This is a genomic window from Paenibacillus polygoni (assembly GCF_030263935.1).
GTDB lineage: Bacteria > Bacillota > Bacilli > Paenibacillales > Paenibacillaceae > Paenibacillus > Paenibacillus polygoni.
In genome coordinates this window covers 1,682,225-1,704,813 of record NZ_CP127162.1, presented here as the reverse complement: position 1 = coordinate 1,704,813, position 22,589 = coordinate 1,682,225, and the positions used below count along the sequence as shown (strand labels likewise).

The 22,589-nt window shown below is 41.2% G+C and carries 23 protein-coding genes and 1 other RNA gene; 9 read left to right on the top strand and 15 right to left on the bottom strand.

Annotated features, from left to right (window positions below; translation table 11 throughout):
* Positions 1 to 50: 50 nt before the first annotated feature.
* Positions 51 to 671: a rhomboid family intramembrane serine protease gene (locus QPK24_RS08200; RefSeq protein ID WP_285747746.1), complete on the bottom strand. Its 621-nt coding sequence runs from the start codon at positions 669 to 671 to the stop codon at positions 51 to 53.
* A gap of 101 nt (positions 672 to 772) precedes the next feature.
* Here QPK24_RS08200 and tpx point away from each other — a divergent pair, with 101 nt between their 5' ends.
* Complete coding sequence (tpx, locus tag QPK24_RS08195; RefSeq protein ID WP_285747744.1) at positions 773 to 1,291, top strand: thiol peroxidase; 519 nt, start codon at positions 773 to 775, stop codon at positions 1,289 to 1,291.
* A 53-nt stretch (positions 1,292 to 1,344) separates the two neighbouring features.
* Here tpx and QPK24_RS08190 read toward each other — a convergent pair whose 3' ends face one another.
* From QPK24_RS08190 to QPK24_RS08180, 3 genes are all read right to left on the bottom strand, one after another.
* Positions 1,345 to 1,740 (bottom strand): DUF1499 domain-containing protein, encoded by a 396-nt coding sequence (locus tag QPK24_RS08190; protein WP_285747742.1) that lies wholly within the window; start codon positions 1,738 to 1,740, stop codon positions 1,345 to 1,347.
* 230 nt (positions 1,741 to 1,970) lie between these two features.
* Positions 1,971 to 2,161, bottom strand: a non-coding RNA gene (gene ssrS, locus QPK24_RS08185) — 6S RNA.
* Positions 2,162 to 2,232: 71 nt separating this feature from the next.
* The gene (locus QPK24_RS08180) at positions 2,233 to 3,009 is read right to left on the bottom strand and encodes a YesL family protein (RefSeq protein WP_285747740.1); all 777 of its coding nucleotides are present in this window, start codon (positions 3,007 to 3,009) and stop codon (positions 2,233 to 2,235) included.
* A gap of 422 nt (positions 3,010 to 3,431) precedes the next feature.
* Here QPK24_RS08180 and QPK24_RS08175 point away from each other — a divergent pair, with 422 nt between their 5' ends.
* Entirely contained in the window at positions 3,432 to 3,557 is a 126-nt protein-coding gene (locus QPK24_RS08175) for a YjcZ family sporulation protein (protein ID WP_285747739.1), read from the top strand.
* 47 nt (positions 3,558 to 3,604) lie between these two features.
* Here the strand turns inward: QPK24_RS08175 and QPK24_RS08170 are convergent, their stop codons facing one another.
* On the bottom strand, positions 3,605 to 5,197 hold the full coding sequence (locus QPK24_RS08170; protein ID WP_285747736.1) for a degradosome RNA helicase CshA: 1,593 nt from the start codon (positions 5,195 to 5,197) through the stop codon (positions 3,605 to 3,607).
* 323 nt (positions 5,198 to 5,520) lie between these two features.
* On the opposite strand from QPK24_RS08170, the gene QPK24_RS08165 reads away from it, so the two are divergent.
* From QPK24_RS08165 to QPK24_RS08155, 3 genes are all read left to right on the top strand, one after another.
* Complete coding sequence (locus tag QPK24_RS08165; protein ID WP_285747734.1) at positions 5,521 to 6,342, top strand: YitT family protein; 822 nt, start codon at positions 5,521 to 5,523, stop codon at positions 6,340 to 6,342.
* A 186-nt stretch (positions 6,343 to 6,528) separates the two neighbouring features.
* Positions 6,529 to 6,717, top strand: a complete 189-nt coding sequence (locus QPK24_RS08160; RefSeq protein ID WP_201450707.1) for a hypothetical protein — start codon at positions 6,529 to 6,531, stop codon at positions 6,715 to 6,717.
* A 182-nt stretch (positions 6,718 to 6,899) separates the two neighbouring features.
* Complete coding sequence (locus QPK24_RS08155) at positions 6,900 to 8,261, top strand: MATE family efflux transporter (protein ID WP_285747732.1); 1,362 nt, start codon at positions 6,900 to 6,902, stop codon at positions 8,259 to 8,261.
* Positions 8,262 to 8,323: 62 nt separating this feature from the next.
* On the opposite strand, the gene pfkA is transcribed toward QPK24_RS08155, so the two are convergent.
* The 3 genes from pfkA to QPK24_RS08140 form a co-directional block, all read right to left on the bottom strand.
* A complete protein-coding gene (gene pfkA / locus QPK24_RS08150; protein ID WP_213532191.1) occupies positions 8,324 to 9,295 on the bottom strand; it encodes a 6-phosphofructokinase in 972 nt (323 codons plus the stop codon).
* A 15-nt stretch (positions 9,296 to 9,310) separates the two neighbouring features.
* Complete coding sequence (locus QPK24_RS08145) at positions 9,311 to 10,345, bottom strand: tetraprenyl-beta-curcumene synthase family protein (protein WP_285749183.1); 1,035 nt, start codon at positions 10,343 to 10,345, stop codon at positions 9,311 to 9,313.
* A gap of 335 nt (positions 10,346 to 10,680) precedes the next feature.
* Positions 10,681 to 10,878 (bottom strand): cold shock domain-containing protein, encoded by a 198-nt coding sequence (locus tag QPK24_RS08140; RefSeq protein ID WP_160033010.1) that lies wholly within the window; start codon positions 10,876 to 10,878, stop codon positions 10,681 to 10,683.
* 163 nt (positions 10,879 to 11,041) lie between these two features.
* On the opposite strand from QPK24_RS08140, the gene QPK24_RS08135 reads away from it, so the two are divergent.
* The 4 genes from QPK24_RS08135 (at position 11,042) to QPK24_RS08120 (ending at position 14,622) form a co-directional block, all read left to right on the top strand.
* Positions 11,042 to 11,275: a hypothetical protein gene (locus tag QPK24_RS08135; protein ID WP_160033009.1), complete on the top strand. Its 234-nt coding sequence runs from the start codon at positions 11,042 to 11,044 to the stop codon at positions 11,273 to 11,275.
* 5 nt (positions 11,276 to 11,280) lie between these two features.
* On the top strand, positions 11,281 to 11,463 hold the full coding sequence (locus QPK24_RS08130) for a hypothetical protein (RefSeq protein ID WP_160033008.1): 183 nt from the start codon (positions 11,281 to 11,283) through the stop codon (positions 11,461 to 11,463).
* Between the two features lie 225 nt (positions 11,464 to 11,688).
* On the top strand, positions 11,689 to 13,479 hold the full coding sequence (gene pepF / locus QPK24_RS08125; protein ID WP_285747726.1) for an oligoendopeptidase F: 1,791 nt from the start codon (positions 11,689 to 11,691) through the stop codon (positions 13,477 to 13,479).
* A gap of 105 nt (positions 13,480 to 13,584) precedes the next feature.
* Complete coding sequence (locus QPK24_RS08120; protein ID WP_285747723.1) at positions 13,585 to 14,622, top strand: M42 family metallopeptidase; 1,038 nt, start codon at positions 13,585 to 13,587, stop codon at positions 14,620 to 14,622.
* Positions 14,623 to 15,005: 383 nt separating this feature from the next.
* On the opposite strand, the gene QPK24_RS08115 is transcribed toward QPK24_RS08120, so the two are convergent.
* The 7 genes from QPK24_RS08115 to QPK24_RS08085 all read right to left on the bottom strand — a co-directional run bounded on the left by QPK24_RS08115 (position 15,006) and on the right by QPK24_RS08085 (position 22,484).
* On the bottom strand, positions 15,006 to 15,947 hold the full coding sequence (locus QPK24_RS08115; RefSeq protein WP_285747721.1) for a hypothetical protein: 942 nt from the start codon (positions 15,945 to 15,947) through the stop codon (positions 15,006 to 15,008).
* 45 nt (positions 15,948 to 15,992) lie between these two features.
* Positions 15,993 to 17,930 carry an ABC-F family ATP-binding cassette domain-containing protein gene (locus tag QPK24_RS08110; protein WP_285747719.1) on the bottom strand — a complete coding sequence of 646 codons (1,938 nt, stop codon included), beginning with the start codon at positions 17,928 to 17,930 and terminating at the stop codon, positions 15,993 to 15,995.
* A 53-nt stretch (positions 17,931 to 17,983) separates the two neighbouring features.
* A complete protein-coding gene (locus QPK24_RS08105; RefSeq protein WP_285747717.1) occupies positions 17,984 to 18,571 on the bottom strand; it encodes a TetR/AcrR family transcriptional regulator in 588 nt (195 codons plus the stop codon).
* 29 nt (positions 18,572 to 18,600) lie between these two features.
* Positions 18,601 to 19,410 carry a DUF92 domain-containing protein gene (locus tag QPK24_RS08100; protein ID WP_285747715.1) on the bottom strand — a complete coding sequence of 270 codons (810 nt, stop codon included), beginning with the start codon at positions 19,408 to 19,410 and terminating at the stop codon, positions 18,601 to 18,603.
* A gap of 183 nt (positions 19,411 to 19,593) precedes the next feature.
* On the bottom strand, positions 19,594 to 20,217 hold the full coding sequence (locus QPK24_RS08095; RefSeq protein ID WP_285747713.1) for a fumarylacetoacetate hydrolase family protein: 624 nt from the start codon (positions 20,215 to 20,217) through the stop codon (positions 19,594 to 19,596).
* Positions 20,218 to 20,241: 24 nt separating this feature from the next.
* Entirely contained in the window at positions 20,242 to 21,006 is a 765-nt protein-coding gene (locus tag QPK24_RS08090; protein ID WP_285747711.1) for a glycerophosphodiester phosphodiesterase, read from the bottom strand.
* Positions 21,007 to 21,035: 29 nt separating this feature from the next.
* Positions 21,036 to 22,484: a CapA family protein gene (locus QPK24_RS08085; RefSeq protein WP_285747709.1), complete on the bottom strand. Its 1,449-nt coding sequence runs from the start codon at positions 22,482 to 22,484 to the stop codon at positions 21,036 to 21,038.
* Between the last annotated feature and the right edge of the window lie 105 nt (positions 22,485 to 22,589).

The following is a 22,589-nucleotide window of genomic DNA, read 5'->3' as shown; positions in this document are numbered from 1 at the left end:
TTCCAAGGATGCTCTTCTTGACTCTACTGTATCATGCAAGTACGAATGAATCAACGATGCTTCTGTTTAAATAATCTAATTAGTAACCCGTATATGAAAAAGCCAGCAATCAGCCCGCCAAAATGAGCAACTAAATTAATGTTCGCTACACCTAATGAAAAAATAATACCAAATCCTAAAATGGTATACATCACTTTTCTTGAGGCTTCATCCATCTTGTTGCGCTGGAAAATAGCTATATACAAAAATGCACCATAAACACCATAGATTGCACCTGATGCTCCCACCGAAAATGCGGCTGACGACAGGTTATTATAATAACCCTGTGTAATCAGATTACCAATAAAACCACTTGCTACGTATAAAAAAGCATATTTCCACCAACCAAGTAATCTTTCCAGCGGCGGTGCAAATACCAGCAAGGCAAAACAATTAAAGAACAAATGACTAAATCCAGAATGAAGGAACATCGAAGCGAATAAGCGCCAAACTTCCTCATTCAATGGAGGGATATTAGCTAAAGCTCCAAATTTTATTAAGGTGTAAGGATTCTCCGATCCACCATTAAAGACTAATACTATAAACATAATGACGTTAGCTGCAAGTAAGATCGTGGTTATCGGATAATACTTTATGTATCCTTTCCAGTTCTCATAACGCAAAAATATCATAACTACACCCTTTCTTAAATGCCCTGCATTGGACATAAACTTGCTAATACGATTATAATAGATAAGTATGAAGATAACCAATTTTAAGGAGGCACACATAGATGTCCCAAGAACGTAGTGGCGTAGCCACATTTAAAGGCAGTCCCCTCACACTGATCGGACCCGAACTGAAAGCGGGAGATCCAGCTCCCAACTTTACACTAAACAAAGACTTGCTTACTGAAGTAACTCTTTCGGACTATGCTGGCAAAATCAAACTGATCAGCGTCGTTCCTTCCCTAGATACGGGTGTATGTGATGCACAAACTCGCCGTTTCAATGAAGAGGCTGCTTCTCTTGGAGAGAATGTAGTTATCTTAACAGTAAGCGCAGATCTACCTTTTGCTCAAGCTCGCTGGTGCGGTGCAGCAGGCGTGGATAAAGTAGTAACCCTTTCGGATTACAAAACGAACTCCTTTGGTCAAGCATATGGTGTTCTCATTAAAGAATTCGCACTTGATATGCGTTCTATTTTTGTAATTGATGCAAACGACAAAATTACATATGTAGAGTATCTGGCGGAAATGGCAGAGCCGCCTAACTTTGAAGCAGCAATTCAAGCAGTAAAAGAACTTTTGTAATTCCTGTCACACAAAAAAAGCGAACGAGGACTTGTCCTTGCTCGCTTTTTATTTTATTCTCCGGTTACTTTATACCTGGAGAGCTTCTTATCAATAATATCAAAAAGTTGTATTATAATCCGATAGTTCGCTCCAAGATCTCCTAATGAACCTTTTGAAGCAGAATAAATATCAACCGCCGTACGGACAGGTGTCACTTGAATTAAAGTCACCGTAATATCTAATGTACGGCCAAAAGTAGTGCGTTTCTCCATCGTAATTTCACCCACAGAAGGTACCTCGTGAAGTACTTTGTAGCCAGGAATCTTCTTCATTAGAGAGGAAATTTCTTCCCATGCTTTATCTCTTGACAAGTTATAGTAACGTGTTTTCATTTTGGGATCCTTAGCTCGATCGCTTGTTCCTTCCATACTGCGGATAATACCGACAAGTGTTCTTTTGAGTGACAAGTCTCTTCCCCCTTTATATATAGCCGCTCCCTTTTTTCTTTAGTCTAGTGTAACATTCTCTATCACAGAACAAAAGTGAGCAGAACAACCTATGTAATTATAATAAAATCCATTCGTAATTAGAACGGGAAGACTAATGAGCTGCGTCTATTCGCCATGTCTAATAAAACTAAAAAAACATCTCAAAGCACCCTTACAGAGTACGTGGAGATGTTTCTTAAATCCTGAAAAGGATTCCCGCAAATGCCGTCCGATTATATTGTCTTCTGAACCTGCGATAGCAGGTGGGTGATCTCAGAGCTGGTTATGAAGTCCCCATGTCATATAGACAGGGCGTTTCAGCCGCACCTCGTTTGATCTCCCGAGACATAGTCATTGGTTCAAAAACAACGAATAACCGATACGAACACCGCAGGATGTAGAAACAATTATAGCGCTATTCCATGTAAATGTAAATAAGAAAACAGAATATGCTAATCATCACGACTCTTCTTATTTCAATTCTGTGCGGGACTCTGAGGATGGTTCTTCTAGAGTTCCCTCTTCATCTGCTTGATCTGCTTGCATTTTCTCTATTTGTTCCTGCATTTTGGTGAAAGTAGCGTAGAAATTAAAGAAAGCAAACCATGCAATGATGCTGCCAATAAAGAAAAAGAACAATGCTGGATACTGTGCACCAATATAAGTTACTAATCCCGCTCCAAGCAGAGTTGAGAACACGCGGAAGGGACGGATTAACGTAATGAGCACAGCATTCTTAATGATGAGTCCAATCGACATGTGGTAATGAACCACCATCGAAAAGAAGTTAAACATAGAAACACCAAGTAATAGTAATAGAATCAGCATAATAATGCCAATTAACTGCAAATTCTGAAATTGTGTCATGTATACGGTATAATCCAAATACATTACAACAAATAGAATAGTATAGAAAATACCGCCTAACATACTTTGCTTAAAGTTATCTTTGTAACCGGCAAAAAAGGTTTTGAATACAGGGACATCAGGATCCCCCATGACCCACTTACGAACTACACCAAATAAGGCTGCTGTCGCAGGAAAGAATGTAAACGGTGCCACAACTGCGATGGCCCAGTTCATTTGCAGCGATTCATTCGTCATTCCTTGCCCCAATACGAGAATCTTCACAATCGTAAAGAAAAAGAATGGTGAAGCACAGAGTACCCATAACAGGTTAGCCCCTGCAAATCTAGTGATCCATTCCGTAAGGCGATATATGCCTCCCATTGCTCCCTTAAACTCCAAATTTTTCTCCTCCTTACACACAGGAAAAATTTCATTTATTCCGAAATTCAGCCCCATGTATCATCTTAGATGCGGATTCTCGAATCCGAGTAGTGCTTTATATTATGTATGAATACAAGGCAAACGCAGCTCTGTTAGCAAAGAATATCCATTCATAATGTAAATTGACCGCTCCAGAAAATCCAGAGTTATTCGTGATCTCTACTAGTAACTATACCGCATAACTATAATGAAAAGCTAGCATCTCAGGCAAATACGAGGCTTTCCATTTATAAAAAAATGTATATTTTGCTGAAATAACAAGGTATAAGCCTATTTATTAGACGTTTAGGCATATATCTAGTCATATTTCTTAATTCATCCATAGGATAAAGTGTAGTAGCAGAGCAAAACATTCTTCTGATCGTAGGGAGGTGAAAGCGATGTCTTACGGCTGCGGTCCTGTTGTTGGTGGATGTGGTACTGGTGGATTTGAATGGTTCTCCATAGGTACGATTCTCGTTTTATTCATCCTGCTTGTCATTATTTCTAAAACCTTCTTCTGTTAAATAACAGAAAAGACGAAGCATCATATGCTTCGTCTTCTTTTTGTATCTTATTCAAATGAAGAATCTTCACGACGAGGTCTGCGCTCACCGCTATTGTTATTGCTGTTGTTGCCAGCACTGTTATTGCTGCTATAAGAACGCGGTTTGCGATCACGATCACGGTCACGATTATATCCGCCTTCTTTACGTCCACCACTGTTGTATCCGCCTCGGTTGCTGCTTCCGCTGCCGCTGCGGTTGTATCCGCCGCTGCGATTACCACCGTAACCGCCAGAAGGCTTACGTCCACTAGAACGAACATCTGGTTTACGACGTTTCGCACGAATCGGATCCTCAGGTGTAAGTTCGATCGTTGCATCTTTTTTGTCTCCTGTAAGGAGTTTCAGAGCTGCAGATAAGAGTTGTACAGAATCGTACTGCTCAAGCATTTGAATCGCAATACCTTTGTACTCGTTCAGTTCACCATCTTGAACAATTTCAAGAAGACGCTCTGCAGTTACGCGTTGTTTACCTTCAATTGCTTCAGCAAGTGTAGGAAGCGGTTTACGCGGAATGCGGTGACGAGTTACACGCTCGATGAAGTGCAAATGATCAATTTCACGCGGAGTTACGAAAGAGTAAGCTGCCCCTTCTTTACCTGCACGGCCTGTACGACCAATACGGTGAACATAGCTCTCAGGATCTTGTGGAAGGTCAAAGTTTACTACATGCGTTACGCCAGAAACGTCAAGTCCACGAGCTGCTACGTCTGTAGCTACGAGTACATCAATGCTTCCATCACGGAATTTACGCATTACAGCGTCACGTTGATTCTGAGAAAGGTCACCATGCAAACCATCTGCAGAGTATCCACGTTTTTGCAAAGCTTCTGCAAGCTCGTCTACACGGCGTTTTGTACGACCGAATACGATAGCAAGCTCAGGAGATTCCATATCAAGCAAACGGCTCAGCGCGTCAAATTTTTGACGTTCAGGTACTTCGATATAAGATTGATCGATAAGCGGTGCGCTTACTTGTTTAGGAATAACGGATACGTGCTCTGGGTTTTTCAAGAATTGTTGTGCAAGTTTTTGAATGTTAGGAGGCATTGTAGCCGAGAACAACATCGTTTGACGCTCGTCTGGAACTTGTTTCAGGATCGATTGGATATCTTCCATGAATCCCATATCGAGCATTTCATCAGCTTCGTCCAGTACAACAGTTTGTACATCTTCAAGTTTGATTGTTTTACGGTTGATATGGTCAAGCAAACGACCCGGTGTACCGATAATCACTTGTGGTTTCTTTTTCAAAGCGCGAATTTGGCGAACGATATCTTGACCGCCGTAGATTGGAAGAGTGCGGATCCCTTTAAAACGAGAAAGTTTCTCGATTTCTTCTGCTACTTGAATAGCAAGTTCACGGGTAGGTGCCATAATCAGGGCACGAATTTTTTCGTCAGCTCTGTCGATTTTGCTGATGAGTGGAATACCAAACGCAGCCGTTTTACCTGTACCTGTTTGTGCTTGTCCAATCAAATCACTTCCGCCAAGTGCTAATGGGATTGATTTCGATTGAATGGGTGTTGCTTCTTCGAATCCTAGTTCCGTAATTGCTTGCAGAACCTTAGGTTCCAAATTAAATTCTGAGAAAGTTGTCAAATTTTTTCAAACTCCTTTTATATGGTGGACATGTGGACAGATCCACTTCGTTATCTGTATTCTTAAGTAGCGTTACATTTATTGGGCTGTTGGATCATGCGAAGTTTTCTGCACGATTTCACCTTTTTTCAATAATTTTGAGAATACTTTCCCTCTATTATTGACTAAACTACATATGATGTTTAATTGAAACTTGCTGAAAACAAAACATGCTTTTTCCGAAAAAAGCGACCTACTCAAGAACATCTAAACAATATTATATCACAAAACGATTTACAATTACCAGCTAGCATTATAATATGAATTATTGTTGAGGTGAGAAAGTGTTTAAATTACTAACAAAATCCGCACTTGTTTTTATAGGCGGTGCCATTATTGCAGCAGGCTTCAATCTTTTTTTAATCCCTCATGAGCTTCTTAGTGGGGGTATTTCTGGTGTATCCATGCTGATCGGATATTTCACCAGTCTTGATTTTAACTTCATGTACTTCGCTCTTAACATCCCGCTCCTTATTGCCGGTTGGTTTATGCTCGGCAGAAGGTTTATCACTTTTAGCATATTGAATGTTATAGCGACGACATGGATGTTAAATTTAGTACCTGTAACTGCCGTCGTAGTAGACCCGCTCCTCTCTTCGGTATTTGGGGGGGTACTGATAGGGGTAGGAACTGGCCTTGCATACCGGGCAGGAGGATCATCTGGAGGTCTCGATATCGTTGCTTCCATTATTACCCGGTACCGAGATTTTCCTATCGGAACGATTATGGCGTGTATGAACGGGATTATCATTATGCTTGCCGGATATTTGAATGATGACTGGAATATTGCCTTAATCTCTGTATTATCCATTTATATAACAGGCAAAATTATTGACCTTATTCATATCGGGCATGTAAAAGTGACTTTATTTATCGTTACCAACGAGACAGAGACCATGCTAAAAAAATTGTTGCCAAGGCAGCGAGGAGTCACCAAAATCAAAACACAAGGTGCCTTCACTGAACATGAAAAAGATATGCTGATGACGGTAACGACAAAATATGAACTCGACGAAATTAAACAAATTATCAAGGATACCGATCCGAAGGCATTTGTTAACATTGTAGAAACTGTCGGGATTATGGGTTCTTTTAGGAAGAATTAGGGTGTTTGTCAAGTGTAATATTTAAGGTCCTTGTGGTATACTATGAATGCATACGTGTATTGCAACTCATGTTCTCAAGAGCTTATCTTGTCTATCCGTAATTTCACCAAGCACACGGCTTTTCCAGGCAATGAATGATTCTTTGCTGAATGATTCTAAGTGAGGAAAGGGTGATTATTTGTGGAAATGGAAAGGGTAAAACTGTCTGATATCGTCTCAAAATGGTTTCCAGAAATGCTCCCCACTCTAAGGCAACATGAACTCAATTCGTTAATTGTGCTTCGGGATGGATTCGGAATTTTGGAACCAGAGGATGCTATGGAAATTATTCAGTACAGTATTTGTGAACAGCAAGACAATATGTATTTACAATAAAACCGCACGCCGCCGCTATTGCCATTTCTTTGGCATAGCGGTTTTTTATTTTTTCATGAATTTTCTTCTCTTTTTCCACTCGTATAGAAAGAAATTACTCTGTTCATTCTCCGGCACTTCTATTAAAATATTTCTTTGTGTGCATTCACAAAATTTATACAAGAAATAAATGGAGAATAGACATGAATCAGACATTTACTACTTCGCAAAAATGGAAGCAATTTCTTATCATTTTGCTCCCCATCCTCATTACGCAGATTTCGTTATCGGCAATCACTTTTTTTGACACCAATATGTCAGGCCACTACAGCCCGCAAGATTTAGCAGGTGTGGCGATTGGAGCTAGTCTCTGGGTGCCCATCCAGACTGGGCTCAGCGGGATTCTCATGGGAATTACACCGATTGTATCTCAGTTGATCGGCAGCGGTCGCAAGAGTGATGTGCGTTTCAATGTAATACAGGCGCTCTATTTTGCTGTTACGATCGCAATTTTTATTCTTCTTGTGGGAAGTTTCATCATTGGCCCTGTTTTAGAATTTATGAGTCTTGAAGATCGGGTTCAATCGGTTGCTTATTATTTCTTATGCGCTATTTCATTTGGGGTTATCCCGCTCTTCGGATATACCGTACTTCGTAACTTTATGGATTCTCTTGGCCAAACAAGAATAACGATGATCATTACGCTCATTTCCTTGCCAATTAATATCTTACTGAATTATCTACTGATATTTGGTCAACTTGGCTTCCCTCGTCTAGGCGGGGTTGGGGCGGGTGTTGCTTCCGCATGTACGTACTGGATTATATTCTTTATATCTATCGTTGTTGTGCATCGTATACACCCTTTTGCCGAGTATGGCATCTTCCGGAAATGGCATGGTCCTTCTATTCGTAAATGGAAAGAGCTTTTGACTATTGGTATACCCATTGGATTTGCGATCTTTTTTGAGACCTCTGTATTCTCAGCGGTTACCTTACTTATGAGCAGTTTTGATACAGCAACCATTGCAGCGCATCAAGCTGCCCTAAACTTTGCTTCTACCTTATACATGATTCCTCTTAGTATCAGTATGGCTCTCACGATACTGGTCGGTTTTGAAGTTGGAGCAAAAAGATTACAGGATGCTAAGAAATACAGCATCATTGGAATTGGCAGTGCTGTAACGCTATCATTACTTACTGCTGTGGTGCTTATTGTATTTGGCAAGCAGGTTGCTGGTATATACTCTACCGACCCTCTGGTCATTAGTCTGATTCAGCATTTTTTAGTATATGCTATTTTCTTTCAAATTTCAGATGCAGTAGCCACACCCGTACAAGGTTCATTACGAGGTTACAAGGATGTTTCCCCTGCTTTTATCATCACTTTTATTGCTTTTTGGGTAATTGGACTGCCCGTCGGGTTTATAACGGCTACTTATACAACTCTCGGACCTTACGGGTACTGGATTGGTTTAATCGTTGGCCTTGGCTTCGGAGCATTCGCCCTGTTATGGCGCCTTGTTAGAATACAACGAAAATATAATCAAAAGTTAACAAGTAAGTAAAAAAGCTGCTCAGTGTACCTAAAAGGTATTCACTGAGCAGCTTTTTGGTTAATTTATATAGGTTATTGTGAAAGGCGAAGTGCAAGATCATACAATTCCATATTAATTGGTTTTTTTGTATTAACTACAAGGTCAATGTCTGTAAGAGTCAACTGATTATTAATAATTCCGCAAGCTTTATCGGATTCACCTTCAATCAGTTTACGAACAGCAAAATCACCTAGACGGCTAGCTAAGTTACGATCAAACGGAGTTGGCGTACCGCCACGCTGAATATGACCTAGAACGGTTACTCGCGGCTCATATGCTGGGCAGCGTTCCATAATTTCTTTAGCCACGTCTTCTCCCTTGCCAACACCTTCTGCCACAACAATGATACTATGACGTTTTCCGTGTTCAAAGTTTGATCTCATTCGATTTGCCACTTCATCCATATCAAATGGAACTTCTGGAACAAGAATAGTCTCAGCACCAGATGCTAGTCCTGCATGCAGTGCGATATCACCACAGTGGCGACCCATAACCTCTACGATGGAGGAACGTTCATGTGAAGACATGGTATCACGAAGTTTGTTAATGGCATCTACTACAATACTTGTAGCTGTATCAAACCCAATCGTGTAATCCGTATAAGAAATATCATTGTCAATTGTGCCAGGAAGAGCCATCGTATTAATTCCGAGTTTACTCAGCTTGTTAGCCCCTTGATAAGATCCGTCCCCGCCAATAACGACAAGACCGTCGATGCCGTGCTCTCTCAGAATGTCTGCACCTTTTTGTTGACCTTCTGGTGTCATAAACTCCTTACAACGAGCAGATTGAAGCACGGTTCCGCCGCGCTGAATAATATCTCCAACACTGCGAAGATCCATTTGGCGAATATCATTATTTAAGAGACCTTGATACCCACGTTGAATACCGAATACTTCAAGCCCATAGTAAAGCCCGCTGCGTACCACGGCACGAACAGCGGCGTTCATTCCCTGAGAGTCTCCTCCACTAGTTAACACTGCAATTTTTTTGACTGCTGACATTATGATTTCCTCCTCTTATTTCTCATACATATGTTTACGAATCCATTTGGTATTGACCAAGAAAAAGCGTCTAGTTAGCGGGCTATTTCTTAGTAACCTTTTGGAGACGGAACGAACCTCCTGCTGCTCGCTGACCTTAGGATCAGTCAAGTATAGTGCAAGCAGTCCTTCAATAATCATCCGGTGAAAAGAGCTGGCGGGAATGTGCGAAACGTCGTTACGAGCCTCGTCAACAATATAAGCGAACCGTTCGATCATTTCATTCTCACTTTCGTAATAATTACAAAAGTTAAGATCTCCACCCTGTCTGTCTTCCTCCTGATCGATTAAGTAATCGAGCATGATGTGTAGTCCTGTCACATGCGGGAAATAGGATGCATGAATAGAGGAAGCTTCAACATCATCTAGATGTGGGTCTGTAGCAGCAAGGAAAAGCATGAATACCCCTAGTGTTGAACCCGTAGCTGCTGCAAACTCATTCCATTGTAATGCCGGCGTGCGCTGCTTATGAAGTTCCCACCAATCGAGTAAAGCTTGTTCACGAAGTTCAGGCTTAATATGCTTGTACACTTGTAAGTCAACATAGAGCCCTACCAAATCCTGGACATGAGATTTAACAGCCGAATATCCGGGCAACCTCTTTAAGCAGGATTGACAAGTAGATACAAGACTATGCAAATAACCTTCATCTTCTTGTTCATTACGAAGTGCATAATAATTTACTAATTTCGCGTCAGGATTAACCGCGTCAAGCATCGATTTATGTAGCAACCTAAAATCATCGGCATCCATGGAAGTGCTTCGATCGCATAAATTATCCAAATAATCACTGATCGTTTGGTACGATACGATGAGCGGAATAAGGATCTCCTTCATCGACAAATTGGCGGCTGCATAAACAGCGCCTCCTTCGCAGTGAAACTGTTTGCTTGCAATACTGGCAAGTGCCTGTGTTCTAAGCTCCGGGTCCGGAATCTCTTCTGCTCTCATTTTAATGCGACTAAGTTCTTGTCTTACACCGGGGAAAATATGTCTGTATACCCGGTTCATTAGTCCAATGGGCCCCCGTGGAACATTACGATAACTTTGTTTTTGGTTAATCAAATGACGGTGCCTCCACTTTGTTCTTTACATATTCATACCTGTTCAAACCAATACCCATTATAATATGACATGCCATTTTGTACAAATAATCTAAGTCACTTATTTATATTATCAAACTTTAGCCCTCTACCCATTTTTTATCATATTTACATTATAGCATGTGTGAATATAATCACAGAAACAATCAAAAAAAGCGCAGCTCCCCAAATCGGGAAAACTGCGCTTTCAATACACGGTTCAAACAAACTTGTATAAGAAATCCGATAAGTACGGAAAAATTCTTACAGTTTGATTACGTTAGCTGCTTGAGGACCACGGTTTCCATCAGTAATTTCGAATTCTACCGCTTGACCTTCTTCTAGAGTTTTGAAGCCGTCTCCTTGAATAGCGGAGAAGTGAACGAATACATCGTCGCCGCCTTCAACTTGAAGAAAACCATAACCTTTTTCTGCATTAAACCATTTAACTGTACCTTTCAAATGAACAACCTCCTAAAAATACCGCCATCTATGGCGAATGTCTATATTATACTGCATAAGTTTTTACAATGCAATTCCTGTTTTGATCAAACCTATAAAATAATTTGCTTCTGGAACTCGGGTAAGGTATCATTTTACCAAAACCGCAAATGGAGAAATGCACATGATTAAAAAACATCAAATATATAAAAAAGACAAATGGAATATGATGACTGTAGAGGTACAAGGTCGTTATATAGTGCTTCGTGAAATCTCTGATCAATGGGGAGAAGATACTCATACATTTATGAGCAGACCTGCTCTTATGCAGTGGGCAAAGAATCGATTCCCTAAAGAAGATTTTGTAGACAGAGAAGAAGAATGGGCTGAAATCATGGCTGCTTTCAAAGAGGTATAGAATATATGGATGTCAGCAGTAACATACTTATTTTTATTGTTTCTGCCTTCCTGCTCGGCGTTGTCGTTATTGTGAAAAAAGATTCGCTTCCACAAAGACTTCGCAGACCGCTTGCTATTATTTCTATTCTATTGATTGCGTTTGCCTTCTTCCTTATTATGTACAGTTTGTTGACAATGGGCAGCTAACCGCTCACCTGGTACCCTCGCGGTTACTTCCTTTCAAATATTTCATTACCGGAACGGTCATACTATGCATTAGTGCCTTACATTAAGGAGGAACCGCTATTGTATGCCCGAAAGACATTGCTCTTAGTGCTTGCAGTCAGTTTTATATTTGCAAATGGTGCCGCTCATGCACAAGCTGACCGTTCCGGCCCGTCTTTATTTAATGATCATCAAAGGAGGATGAATATGAGTAAAGTAGTGAAACGAAGTGAAGTACCTTTAGAAGATCAGTGGAACCTGCAGGATTTATTTGAGAATCAAGCTGCTTGGGATAAAGAATATGAAGAGGTCAAAACTTTGACCAAAAAAGCAGCAGAATTCCAAGGCAAACTGAGTCAAGCGGAAGCTGTAAAATCCTGTTTTGAACTCGAAGATGATATTTCCCTCAAAACAGAACGTCTGTATGTTTACGCTCATATGCATCATGATGAAGATACGGCAAATCCTACATATCAAGCACTTTCTCAAAAGGCGAAAAAGTTGAGTGTGCAGGTCAGCGAATCTTTATCTTTTGTAACTCCGGAAATTCTTGCTTTACCCGACAAGGAACTCGATGCTTTTATCGAAAATCCTATTCTTAAGCCTTACCAATTCACATTAGTAGAGATGAAACGCGAAAAAGCACATGTTCTATCCAAAGCGGAAGAAGCTTTACTTGCGCAAGTTGGTAACTTGTCTCAAGCTCCGCAGACGATTTTTGGTATGCTGAATAACGCCGATCTCAAATTCCCGAAAATTAAGGATGAGCATGGAAACGAAGTTGAACTGACTCACGGCAGCTATATTCAGTTTCTGGAGAATCCAAATCGTGAAGTGCGTGAGAGAGCATTCAAAGCGGTCTACAGCACTTACGCGAAAAATAAAAATACCATCGCTGCTACGCTTAGCGCGAGCGTAAATAAAAACATTTTTTATTCAACCGTTCGTAAATATCCTTCTGTTATGGAAATGTCCCTCTATGGCGACAACATTCCAACCGAAGTGTATACGAACCTCGTTGATACCATCCATGAAAGCTTGCCGCTGCTTCAGCGTTATATGAAACTGCGCAAAAAGCTGCTCGGAGTAGATGAACTGCATATGTATGATCTCTTCGCTCCTCTCGTCGATGAGTACAAAATGGATATCTCCTACGATGAAGCGAAGAAGACGGTTAAAGAAAGCTTGAAGCCTCTTGGTGAGAAGTACCTGGATGCTCTTCAGGAAGGATTTAATGACCGCTGGATTGATGTATACGAAAATGAAAACAAACGTACTGGAGCATACAGCTGGGGCGCCTACGGTACACATCCATACGTACTTTTGAATCATAAAGATAATTTGAACAGCATGTTCACGTTAACTCATGAGATGGGTCACGCCCTTCACTCTTATTTCTCAGACCATGCACAGAAATATAGAGACGCGCAGTACACCATTTTCTTGGCTGAAGTTGCGTCTACAACGAATGAAGCTCTGCTGATGGATTATATGCTTAAAAAATCAACAGATCCAAAAGAGAAGTTGTATCTCCTCACCTATTATGCAGATCAGTTCCGTACAACCGTATTCCGTCAAACGATGTTTGCTGAATTCGAGAAGATCATTCATGAGCGTGCAGAACAAGGAGAATCCTTAACACCTCAGCTTCTCTCCGAAATCTACTATGAACTGAACAAAAAGTATCATGGAGATGATATGGTAGTTGATCAGGATATCGAAATGGAATGGGCGCGTATCCCACATTTCTACAACAGCTTCTACGTTTATAAGTATGCTACCGGATTCTCTGCAGCGACCAGCTTCTCCAAACAGATTTTGGAAGAAGGTCAACCTGCCGTAGATCGTTACCTTGGTTTCCTGCAAAGCGGTGGAAGTGACTACTCTATCAATATCCTGAAAAAAGCGGGTGTTGATATGTCTTCTCCAGAACCGATTCGCGAGGCTATGGCTGTATTTGAAGAGGTAATTACTCAAATGGAACAACTTACGAAATAAGATGTTGTACTTAGAATCCCTTGCCGCCACCGGTAAGGGATTCTCCATGATTTACAGCAGTTTCAAGTAGAATTAGATAACACACAGGTCAAGGGAGATGGAACGATGAGCATTCAAATCAACGAGAAATATACTTTACAATTACTTGATACATTACTTAACACTCCTAGCCCGAGCGGGTATACTCATCACATTATGAAAATCATTGAAATAGAAGCGTCGAGACTGGGATTTTCATATGAACGTAATGCAAAAGGCGGCACAATTATCACGCTTCCAGGTGAGGACAACAGCAGAACGATCGCGTTAAGTGCTCATGTCGATACCCTGGGTGCCATGGTGCGTTCCATTACCTCTAACGGAACTCTAAAATTAACATCTATCGGTGGATTCATGATGAATTCGATCGAAAATGAATACTGCATCATTCATACTCGCAGCGGTAAATCCTACACGGGTACAATTATGTCTACGGCCCCATCCGTTCACGTCTATTCAGGTGCTAGAGAGTTCAAACGAGAAGAAAGTCATATGGAAATTCGAATTGATGAGATGGTAGAAACAAAACAAGATGTTTTGGATCTAGGAATCGGAGTAGGCGATTTCATTTCTTTTAACCCGCGTGCTGAGTTTACAGCCAGCGGATATATCAAATCCCGTCATTTGGATGACAAAGCAAGTGTCTCTGCTCTCTTTGCCTTACTAGAATCAGCTAAAAGTACTCAATGGAAGCCTAAACATCAAGTTAAACTGTTAATCAGCAATTATGAGGAAGTTGGTCACGGTACGGCTTATATTCCAAGTGATATTGATGAAATGATTGCTGTAGATATGGGCTGTATTGGAGACGATCTGTCTTGTAAAGAAACCGACGTATCCATTTGTGCAAAAGATTCTTCAGGACCCTATGATTATGAGATGACATCAAGGCTGATTGAGCTGGCTAAAGCTTCTGACATCGACTACGCTGTCGATATCTATCCTTTCTATGGTTCAGATGCTACAGCTGCCCTACGCGGCGGTAACAATATTCGTGCGGCTTTGATCGGACCTGGTGTACATGCTTCCCACGCTATGGAACGTACGCACAAAAAAGCAGTAATCAATACAGCTAGACTGTTAGCTGCTTACATCACTGCTTAAATTTCTTTTGATTGAAAAAGCATAACTTACATCATAAAAGCTCGAAGAGGGGAGAATTTCTGGTTCTCTACTCTAAGCGTTCAACTTCGATAATTATAAGGTACTCTGCTTATGACTCCAAAATGAAGATGAATTGAAACTTAGATTAGCACACATCCTGATAAAACAAAGGATCGAACTTAATACTCTCCTTCAATAGTAAAGACCCCTCTCGGGGTCTTCTTTTATTATTATAAGGTGATGATTTCATACACTTGAGGATATCCCTTTAAATCGGCATTAGCTGCTCTTGACATTTCACCGATATGTTCTCCGAAATACACTTCACCGCCACTGCTGAAAGGGCTTTATACATTCAACCTCAATAGTAATGTTAAAAATCGTTAAGCTTCTTCTACTGCTCTCTTCCGCTTATTCTCCCAATCCATAAGTTCACGGAGTAGTTTCTGCTTTGTGGATTCGAGTTTTATTAGAACTCTGCCCACCTCACCCATCCCTTTGCTAACACGATCCTCTGCATCATGGATTTTATTTTGTACCAACCAGTCACTAAAAAATCCATCCAGGAAATAATCCGCAAAAGTAAGCATACCTCCAATTTCAAAATCACTATCCAGGATTACATTGACATCACGAAGCTCTTCCTGAAATTTACGAAGATGGGACTGAGCCTCATGAACATGATCTTCTGCATCTCCAATTCGGCTGTGTTTAATATGTGTGGAGATCACTCCTCCACCAAGCATATCGTAAGTTCCCCAATTTCCCGCTGATTTTAAAGACTCCGCAGCCTCATCAAGACTATCGAGTACTCGATTACCTGCGCCCAGCGCTTCATCGATCTCTTTCAGTTGTCCTTTGATTTTGACCTCATTTTCTAGACAATTCTGAATAAAATCATCTGATTCTGCCAAGCTTTTCTGTTTATCAGCCATAAGTTCATCGTATTCTTGTTCCCAGTGCTGCCACTCATACAAATCTGCAATCTCGCTTCTCACCTCAGACAGCTGTCTGCGAATATCCTCAAGTGCACGGGATGCTTCATCATACAATGCTTTGCTCTCTAAAAGTTCTTTCTCCTCTTTCTCCAGCTTCTCTTCTTTTCTTCCTACCAAACTATAAAATAAAGAAGACAAAGAAGTCTTAAGCAGCTGATCTACGTCCTTTTGTTCTGCACGCAGATGTTCTTTACGAACAGAAAGGAGTTCTTCTCCCCTTTTTTCAAGCTCTTGCAGGTTTTCTTCCCGGGAAGTCCATTTGTGAAGCAATCTGCCTTTTTCCTTTAGTAGCGCAAGACGTTCATTCATTTCCTCATACACAGACATTCTCTCCCTTCTGGTACTTCCAAGACTTACGATGATCCATGTTATTTACTTCTTGTTCTGTTCAATCTGCTCTGCTAGTTCATTTAAATAAGTCCATCTTTCCATTAAATGTTCCAGCTCTAACTCCGCCTCTGTCTGTTGCTTCATTAATTCTTGGAGTCTTGATGCATCCGCAAAAGCTTCTTCCATTTGAGAAGTAAGATCTGCTATCTTCTGCTCTGCAGCTTCGATCATTGTATCAATCTGCTCATATTCCCGCTGTTCTTTAAAACTAAATTTTAGTTTCGTTTTAGGCGTATCTTCAGACTTTACAGATGCAGCTGGAGAATCTTTTTTCTCCACACTTGATTCTTTTTTATTCATCTCTTTCCCGAGCTCTTGCCCATTCTTCACAAGCCACTCTGCGTACTCAGAGTAATCCCCTACATGTACTCTCACCTGACCTTCGCCTTCAAAGGCAAGCACTTTATCAATCGTACGATCAAGGAAATACCGATCATGCGATACGACAAAAACAACGCCAGGGAAATCTTCCAAGTAGGTTTCGAGAACACTTAGGGTACTGATATCCAGATCATTCGTAGGCTCATCTAGAAGAAGTACGTTAGGTGCAGACATCAGGACTCTTAGCAAATACAGACGGCGCTTTTCTCCCCCTGACAAACGGGAAATATACGTCCACTGCGCTGCAGGAGGAAATAAGAATCGTTCGAGCATCTGAGCCGCAGTAATGGTTTCTCCGTCTCCTGTGCGAATCACTTCTGCTTCTTCTTTGATATATTCGATAACCCTTAGGTTCTCGTCCATTTCTTGATGTTCTTGTGTAAAGTAACCCAGTTTAACAGTAGGTCCTACTACAATCTCACCGGAATCTGGCTGAATTCGGCCTGCAATCATATTAAGCAGTGTTGATTTCCCGCTGCCGTTTGGACCTACAATACCTACACGGTCACCAGGAACTGCAATATAACTTAGATCATCTACCAAGGTGCGATCTTCGATTTTTTTAGACAGATGTTCTATTTCTAAAATCTTCTTGCCGAGTCTAGCAGAAGCCACTGACATTTCCAGATCGCCAGAACGATGGAGAATGTCCTGATCTTTCAGTTTTTCAAAGCGGTCAATTCTTGCTTTCTGTTTGGTCGTCCTTGCTTTCGCGCCTCGGCGAATCCAGGCAAGTTCGCTGCGTAATAAATTTTGCCGTTTTTGCTCTGATGATGCTTCTCTCTCTTCACGTTCTGCTTTCAGCTCTAGAAACTTAGTATAGTTTGCTTCATACCGGAAAAGGCGTCCATGATCAAGTTCAATCATCACATTCGCTACTCGGTCCAAAAAATAACGATCATGCGTGATCATAAGAAGCGCACCGCGGCGTTTTTGTAAATATTGTTCCAGCCAAACGACAGAATCGTTATCAATATGGTTTGTAGGCTCATCCAGTATAAGAAGATCCGATGGATGAATAAGTGCAGCAGCAAGCGCAACCCTTTTTCGCTGTCCACCCGATAGACTGCCCATTTTTGCATCGAACTGCTGAATGCCAAGTTTAGAGAGAATGGTCTTAGCTTCGCTCTCTAGCTGCCATACATCATGGGCTTCCATCTTTTCACTAATTGCAGTTAGCTTCTGCAGCAGCATTTCATCATTTGGCTTTAGTTCTAGCAGTTCCATAATTTCCATATAGCTGCGAACGGTCTGCATCTCGGGTGAGTCACCTTGAAATACTTGCTGCAGCACCGTGATATCGGGGTCATAATCGGGATTCTGATCTAACATCTCAATCCTTACATGATTACCGATCGCCACATTCCCTTCGTCTGCTTGTTCCTTACCTGCAATTACGCGAAGAAATGTGGATTTACCTGTACCATTTACTCCCACAATACCGATTTTATCTTGATCGTTCATACCAAACGACGCATCTTTGAAAAGAATCTTCTCTCCATAGCTTTTGGAAATATGTTCAACTGTCATTATATTCATTATGAAATTTCCCTACTTTACTTCAGTTTAGATACATCTTATAAGTGTTTTTATTAGGTGAAGTACGAACTTGCAAGCTCTTTACCACAACCATTGATGAATAAGTTGCTAGCAAACTTCACTCTTTTCTCCAGTTCCTCTGCCCCAAAATTTGGTTTGACCATAATATCCATTTTATGCCGGTCTAAAATACCAATATAAGAAACAGCATACAGTTCGGGATCTGGTAATCCGCCCTCTGCGAGCATTTCTTGCACAATATACATATACTCCTGTAAAAAACGTTTCATAAACTCTATGAGCTCAGGATCATTATTTGGCGTCATAAAGAACAGCTTTGTGTGCTGCCGCCGCTCATAATAGTATGTTAAATGATTCCGTGCGAAAACAATTAGTTTATCTTGCATGTTCATAGAAGAGTCTTTTAAAATAGCTCTGGCTGACTGAAGAAAACGATCGCAATCTCTGCGAGTCACTGCTGTAAAAAGAGCTTCTTTATTTTTAAAATATAAATAAATAGTTCCTTTGGCAATGCCAGCCTCATCGGCAATTTCGGACATTTTCGTTTCGTAAAAACCTTTCATCCCAAACAGATGATAACCCGCGTCCAAGATCGCTTCCTGTTTGTCTATTGGATCCATTCTTATCACCACCCTGTAAATCTACTCATTTAAAATATAAAGTGCCCCAGAATACCTGCCAGAGCTCCGCCGAACAAGGAACTTAATAAATTCACAAGGTCATTGCTCATCCAGCCTAAACCACGGCTTTTTACCGTCCTAACACCGCAGTGCTCATGGACTTCCACTTCTTTACCGCATACCCTACAGCGGTACATTCGCTGCACCGTCGCTCCTAACAGAGAATCAAGATAAGCTCCAGCAAAACCAGAGATAAGCCCAATTAGTGCATATGATAATAAGGAAGAAGGCATCTCTTGCCCTGCTACATGTAAGAAAAGATAAGCTCCCACACCAATAAGAAGCGCTCCTGACATCGATGCAAGATTACCTGTCCATGTCACTCCCCCAGAAGCACCGGGAGCTACTGGTTTCAGTGTAATGACCGATCTCGGTCTTCTACGGCTAAGACTTCCAATTTCCGTAGCCCACGTATCCGCTGTAACCGTTGCCATGATCCCTATGAAAACATACATCCACACGGGATGCGGAAAAAGAGCATATAGAATGACTGCTATCATCCCAAGTCCGCCATTGGCAAATACTTGAGCAGCATCCCGGTTTCCGCTCTTTGCATAGGATGCTTCTAATTCACGCTTCTCACGTTTCTTATATCTTGAGAGCAGGGTTGAAGTAATAAAAAATAGCAGCAATGTGCCGAACCAGAATAAATTACCTGCTCCATAGTATACTGCACCCATCACAACAGCTGCAGCAAAACCCGAACCTGTCAGTGACTTCTTTCTGTAGGCAGCACCAGCCACGAGGAGTGCAAATAAAGTACCCCATATATAATCCATATGTGTCAGTTCTCCTGTACATCTATTTTATATTTCAATAGTATAACACGCGGATCCATGCCGAGTCAGTCCAGCTAATGAATCAGACCATATAAAAAACACGCAATCGCAACCAGCTGATTCAGGATAGTCGCAAAAGCGTGTCCTTATTTAGTTCCTTTTTATCATCTGTCATACATCTAATTACTTAATCGTAATACTGCCCATATCTTCACCAGCAAAGTTTATTTTTAGCATATCTCCCGACTTAACTGGTCCTACGCCTGCAGGCGTTCCTGTAAATATAAGATCTCCTTCGCCAAGTCCATAATGCAGTGCTACATAATCTACGATTTCCTGAAGACTAAAGATCATGTCCTTAATATTGCCCCGCTGCACCTCTACATCATTCTTATTCAGCGTAAAATCAGACGCCATAAGAGCGTCTATTCCTTCAAAAGGTCTAAACTCACTGATGGGAGCAGAACCAAGGAAACCTTTCGCTGCTGTCCAAGGGTGGCCCTTGCTTTTTAGTTTAGACTGTACATCTCGCAGGGTAAAATCAATGCCGAAAGCGTAGGAGTCCACTACTTGATTTATAACTTCTCCAGGACAAACTTCTTTTCCTATTTTGATGACAAGTTCTGCTTCATAATGGATTTCACCGCGTCCTTCGGGCAGTGCGAGAGTCTGTCCATTCATCATTACAAGTGCATGAGATGGTTTCATAAAAATCATTGGTTCTTCTGGAACCGCATTCCCTAGTTCTTCCGCATGAAGCCGGTAATTTCGCCCCACACAATATACATTTCGAATTGTTTTTTGCATATCTCTTCTCTCCTCTTGTCATGTCTACTTGGGTGAACTCGATTTAAATAATTTCGATAACTTCCTGGAGTTCGCTTTGTTCCACAATTCAGGCCGATTCGTGCACAGCATAATACTTGGGTCCAGCGCTGCAATATTACGCATGATACGCGATGAATCAATCGTCCATGCCATGACTGTAATATTTTTGCTAGTCATCTCCTTTATGAGCGACTTCGTGACATAAGGAAATCCAATGGATAGAAAATGACATCCTAGTTCTTCTAGCTGCCTTGAAAGATCTGCAGGAGATGCATTAATAATCAGCCCTGTTGGAAGATCGGGATGAACTCGTTTTACCTGCTGTAATGCCTTCTTCTCAAACGAGGTAATGACATAATCACGAGGTTTCCAAGCGTTTTGCAGTTTTTCAATAACGGTAGCTGCCAAATCCGGATACATATTCCCAACTGTTTTCAGTTCAATATTAAGCTTCACTTTCCCCTTGGTAAGTTTAAGTACTTCCATTAAAGTAGGAATACGTTCCCCCGCAAACTTTTTCGATTTCCAGCTTCCCGCATCCAGTTTCTTTAGTTCAGCAAGGGTATGATCTCTAACATTGCCACTGCCATTCGTTGTTCTTTCCAGACGGAAGTCATGGATAACCACAGGAACTCCATCGCGAGAGAGCTGCACATCTAGCTCAATCCAGGAAACCTGCTTTTGCTCCATAGCCAGTTGGAAAGCAGCCATTGTATTCTCAGGAGCAAGGGAAGAATACCCGCGATGTGCTACACATGGATTGTCCATCTAACTTCACCCTCTTTGCAGGAACGATTTTATTTAATGGATGTAACCGTCCCGTCTTCGCTTATTTTAGCTCCAAATGATCTATTCTGAATCTCACGCAGCAGTGCTGCTCCCTCTTTCTTGTCCATGGGAACGGGCTGAGCAAGCTCCGCATGATAAGGTAATACTTTGATACCGCATTTCCCGTCTTTTTGACATGTTGCTTCAAAGATCGCCGTTTTCCACGTTTCCGCAGTAGCTGATCTTGAAAAAATAAAATTACCTGTGCTATAGGCGATCCATTTCCCTTTATAGGACTCTAATCCTTGCAGGACATGGGGATGACCGCCAATCACAAGATCTGCGCCTGCATCAATAAATTCATAACCTAATTTTTTTTGATTCTCATCAGGGGTTGTATGCCGCTCTTTTCCCCAATGAGCCATGACAATGACGAGATCTGCCTGTTTATGTGCTTGCTTTATGGCTTTTACCGCTTCCGTGCTATTATATGCGTCCGCCACACCAGGTTTCCCTGCTTCTGCCCGCCAACTTGCTTCAGGAATAACTCTTGTAAAACCTAATAATGCAATTTTAATTCCATTTTTCTCGTAATAAACCGGGCTGTAGGCTTCCTTTCGATTCAGGCCAGCACCTACATAGCTGAGTTTATTGCTTTTTAGATGTGTAAGTGTATCCGTTAGACCCTGTACTCCTTGGTCCAATATATGATTATTGGCCAGGTTTACGACGTCCACCCCCGCCTCAGCCAGTGATTTGAGCGCTTTTGGAGAGGATTTATATACAAAGCTTTTATCCTGAGCGGCTACGCCGCCTGTAGTGACAGGTGTCTCCAAATTAATAAAGGTAAGATCATCATTTGTAAACAAAGAGCCCAAATGTTGATAAGGATAGTCGAACCCTTTTTTTAATAATAAATCCTCTACTTTACCTGAGAATTGAACATCTCCTGCAAAGTGCATCGTAATTGACTCTTTAGCAGATGTATTTATTAATTCTTCTTCCTTGGCTGCTTCTTTGGTCTCATCTGACTTATTCGATTCATCATCAAGTTTCTGATCAGGTTCGTTTATCAAGTCTTGCTCTTCTTGTGTTGTAGACTCTTGTTCCCGCTTCTGTCCCTCGTCTTGGGGCTCACCGGGAGCTTGTTCTTCACTACCTTGCTGTTGATCATCTACTTTTTGTTCCTTATCATTAGCTGCCTCTTGTTCCTTATCATCAGCTATATCCTGCTCTGTATCATCAGGAATTTGCTCGTTACTCTCTGGAGCTAAATTTGATACATTAGATTGATCCACCATATCAGCTTGATCCTGGCTATTGTTTAAGATCCACGGCATGTTTCCTGTCCTAATCGCAATCATATAACCTGCAACTAGTAAAACTAACACCATATTAATGGTTATCCATTTTTGGGTTCTCTTCCGTTGTTTTTTCTTCTTCGCTGCTTTACTTCTTTCTGTTCTTGAGGGTAACATACAATCTCCTTCTCCTATAATTGACTAGTAAAGAAATCTTACAAGTCTATGAAACGAATCTATTATACCATTTAAAGGATATTTGGTGTGAATTCATAGAGACGA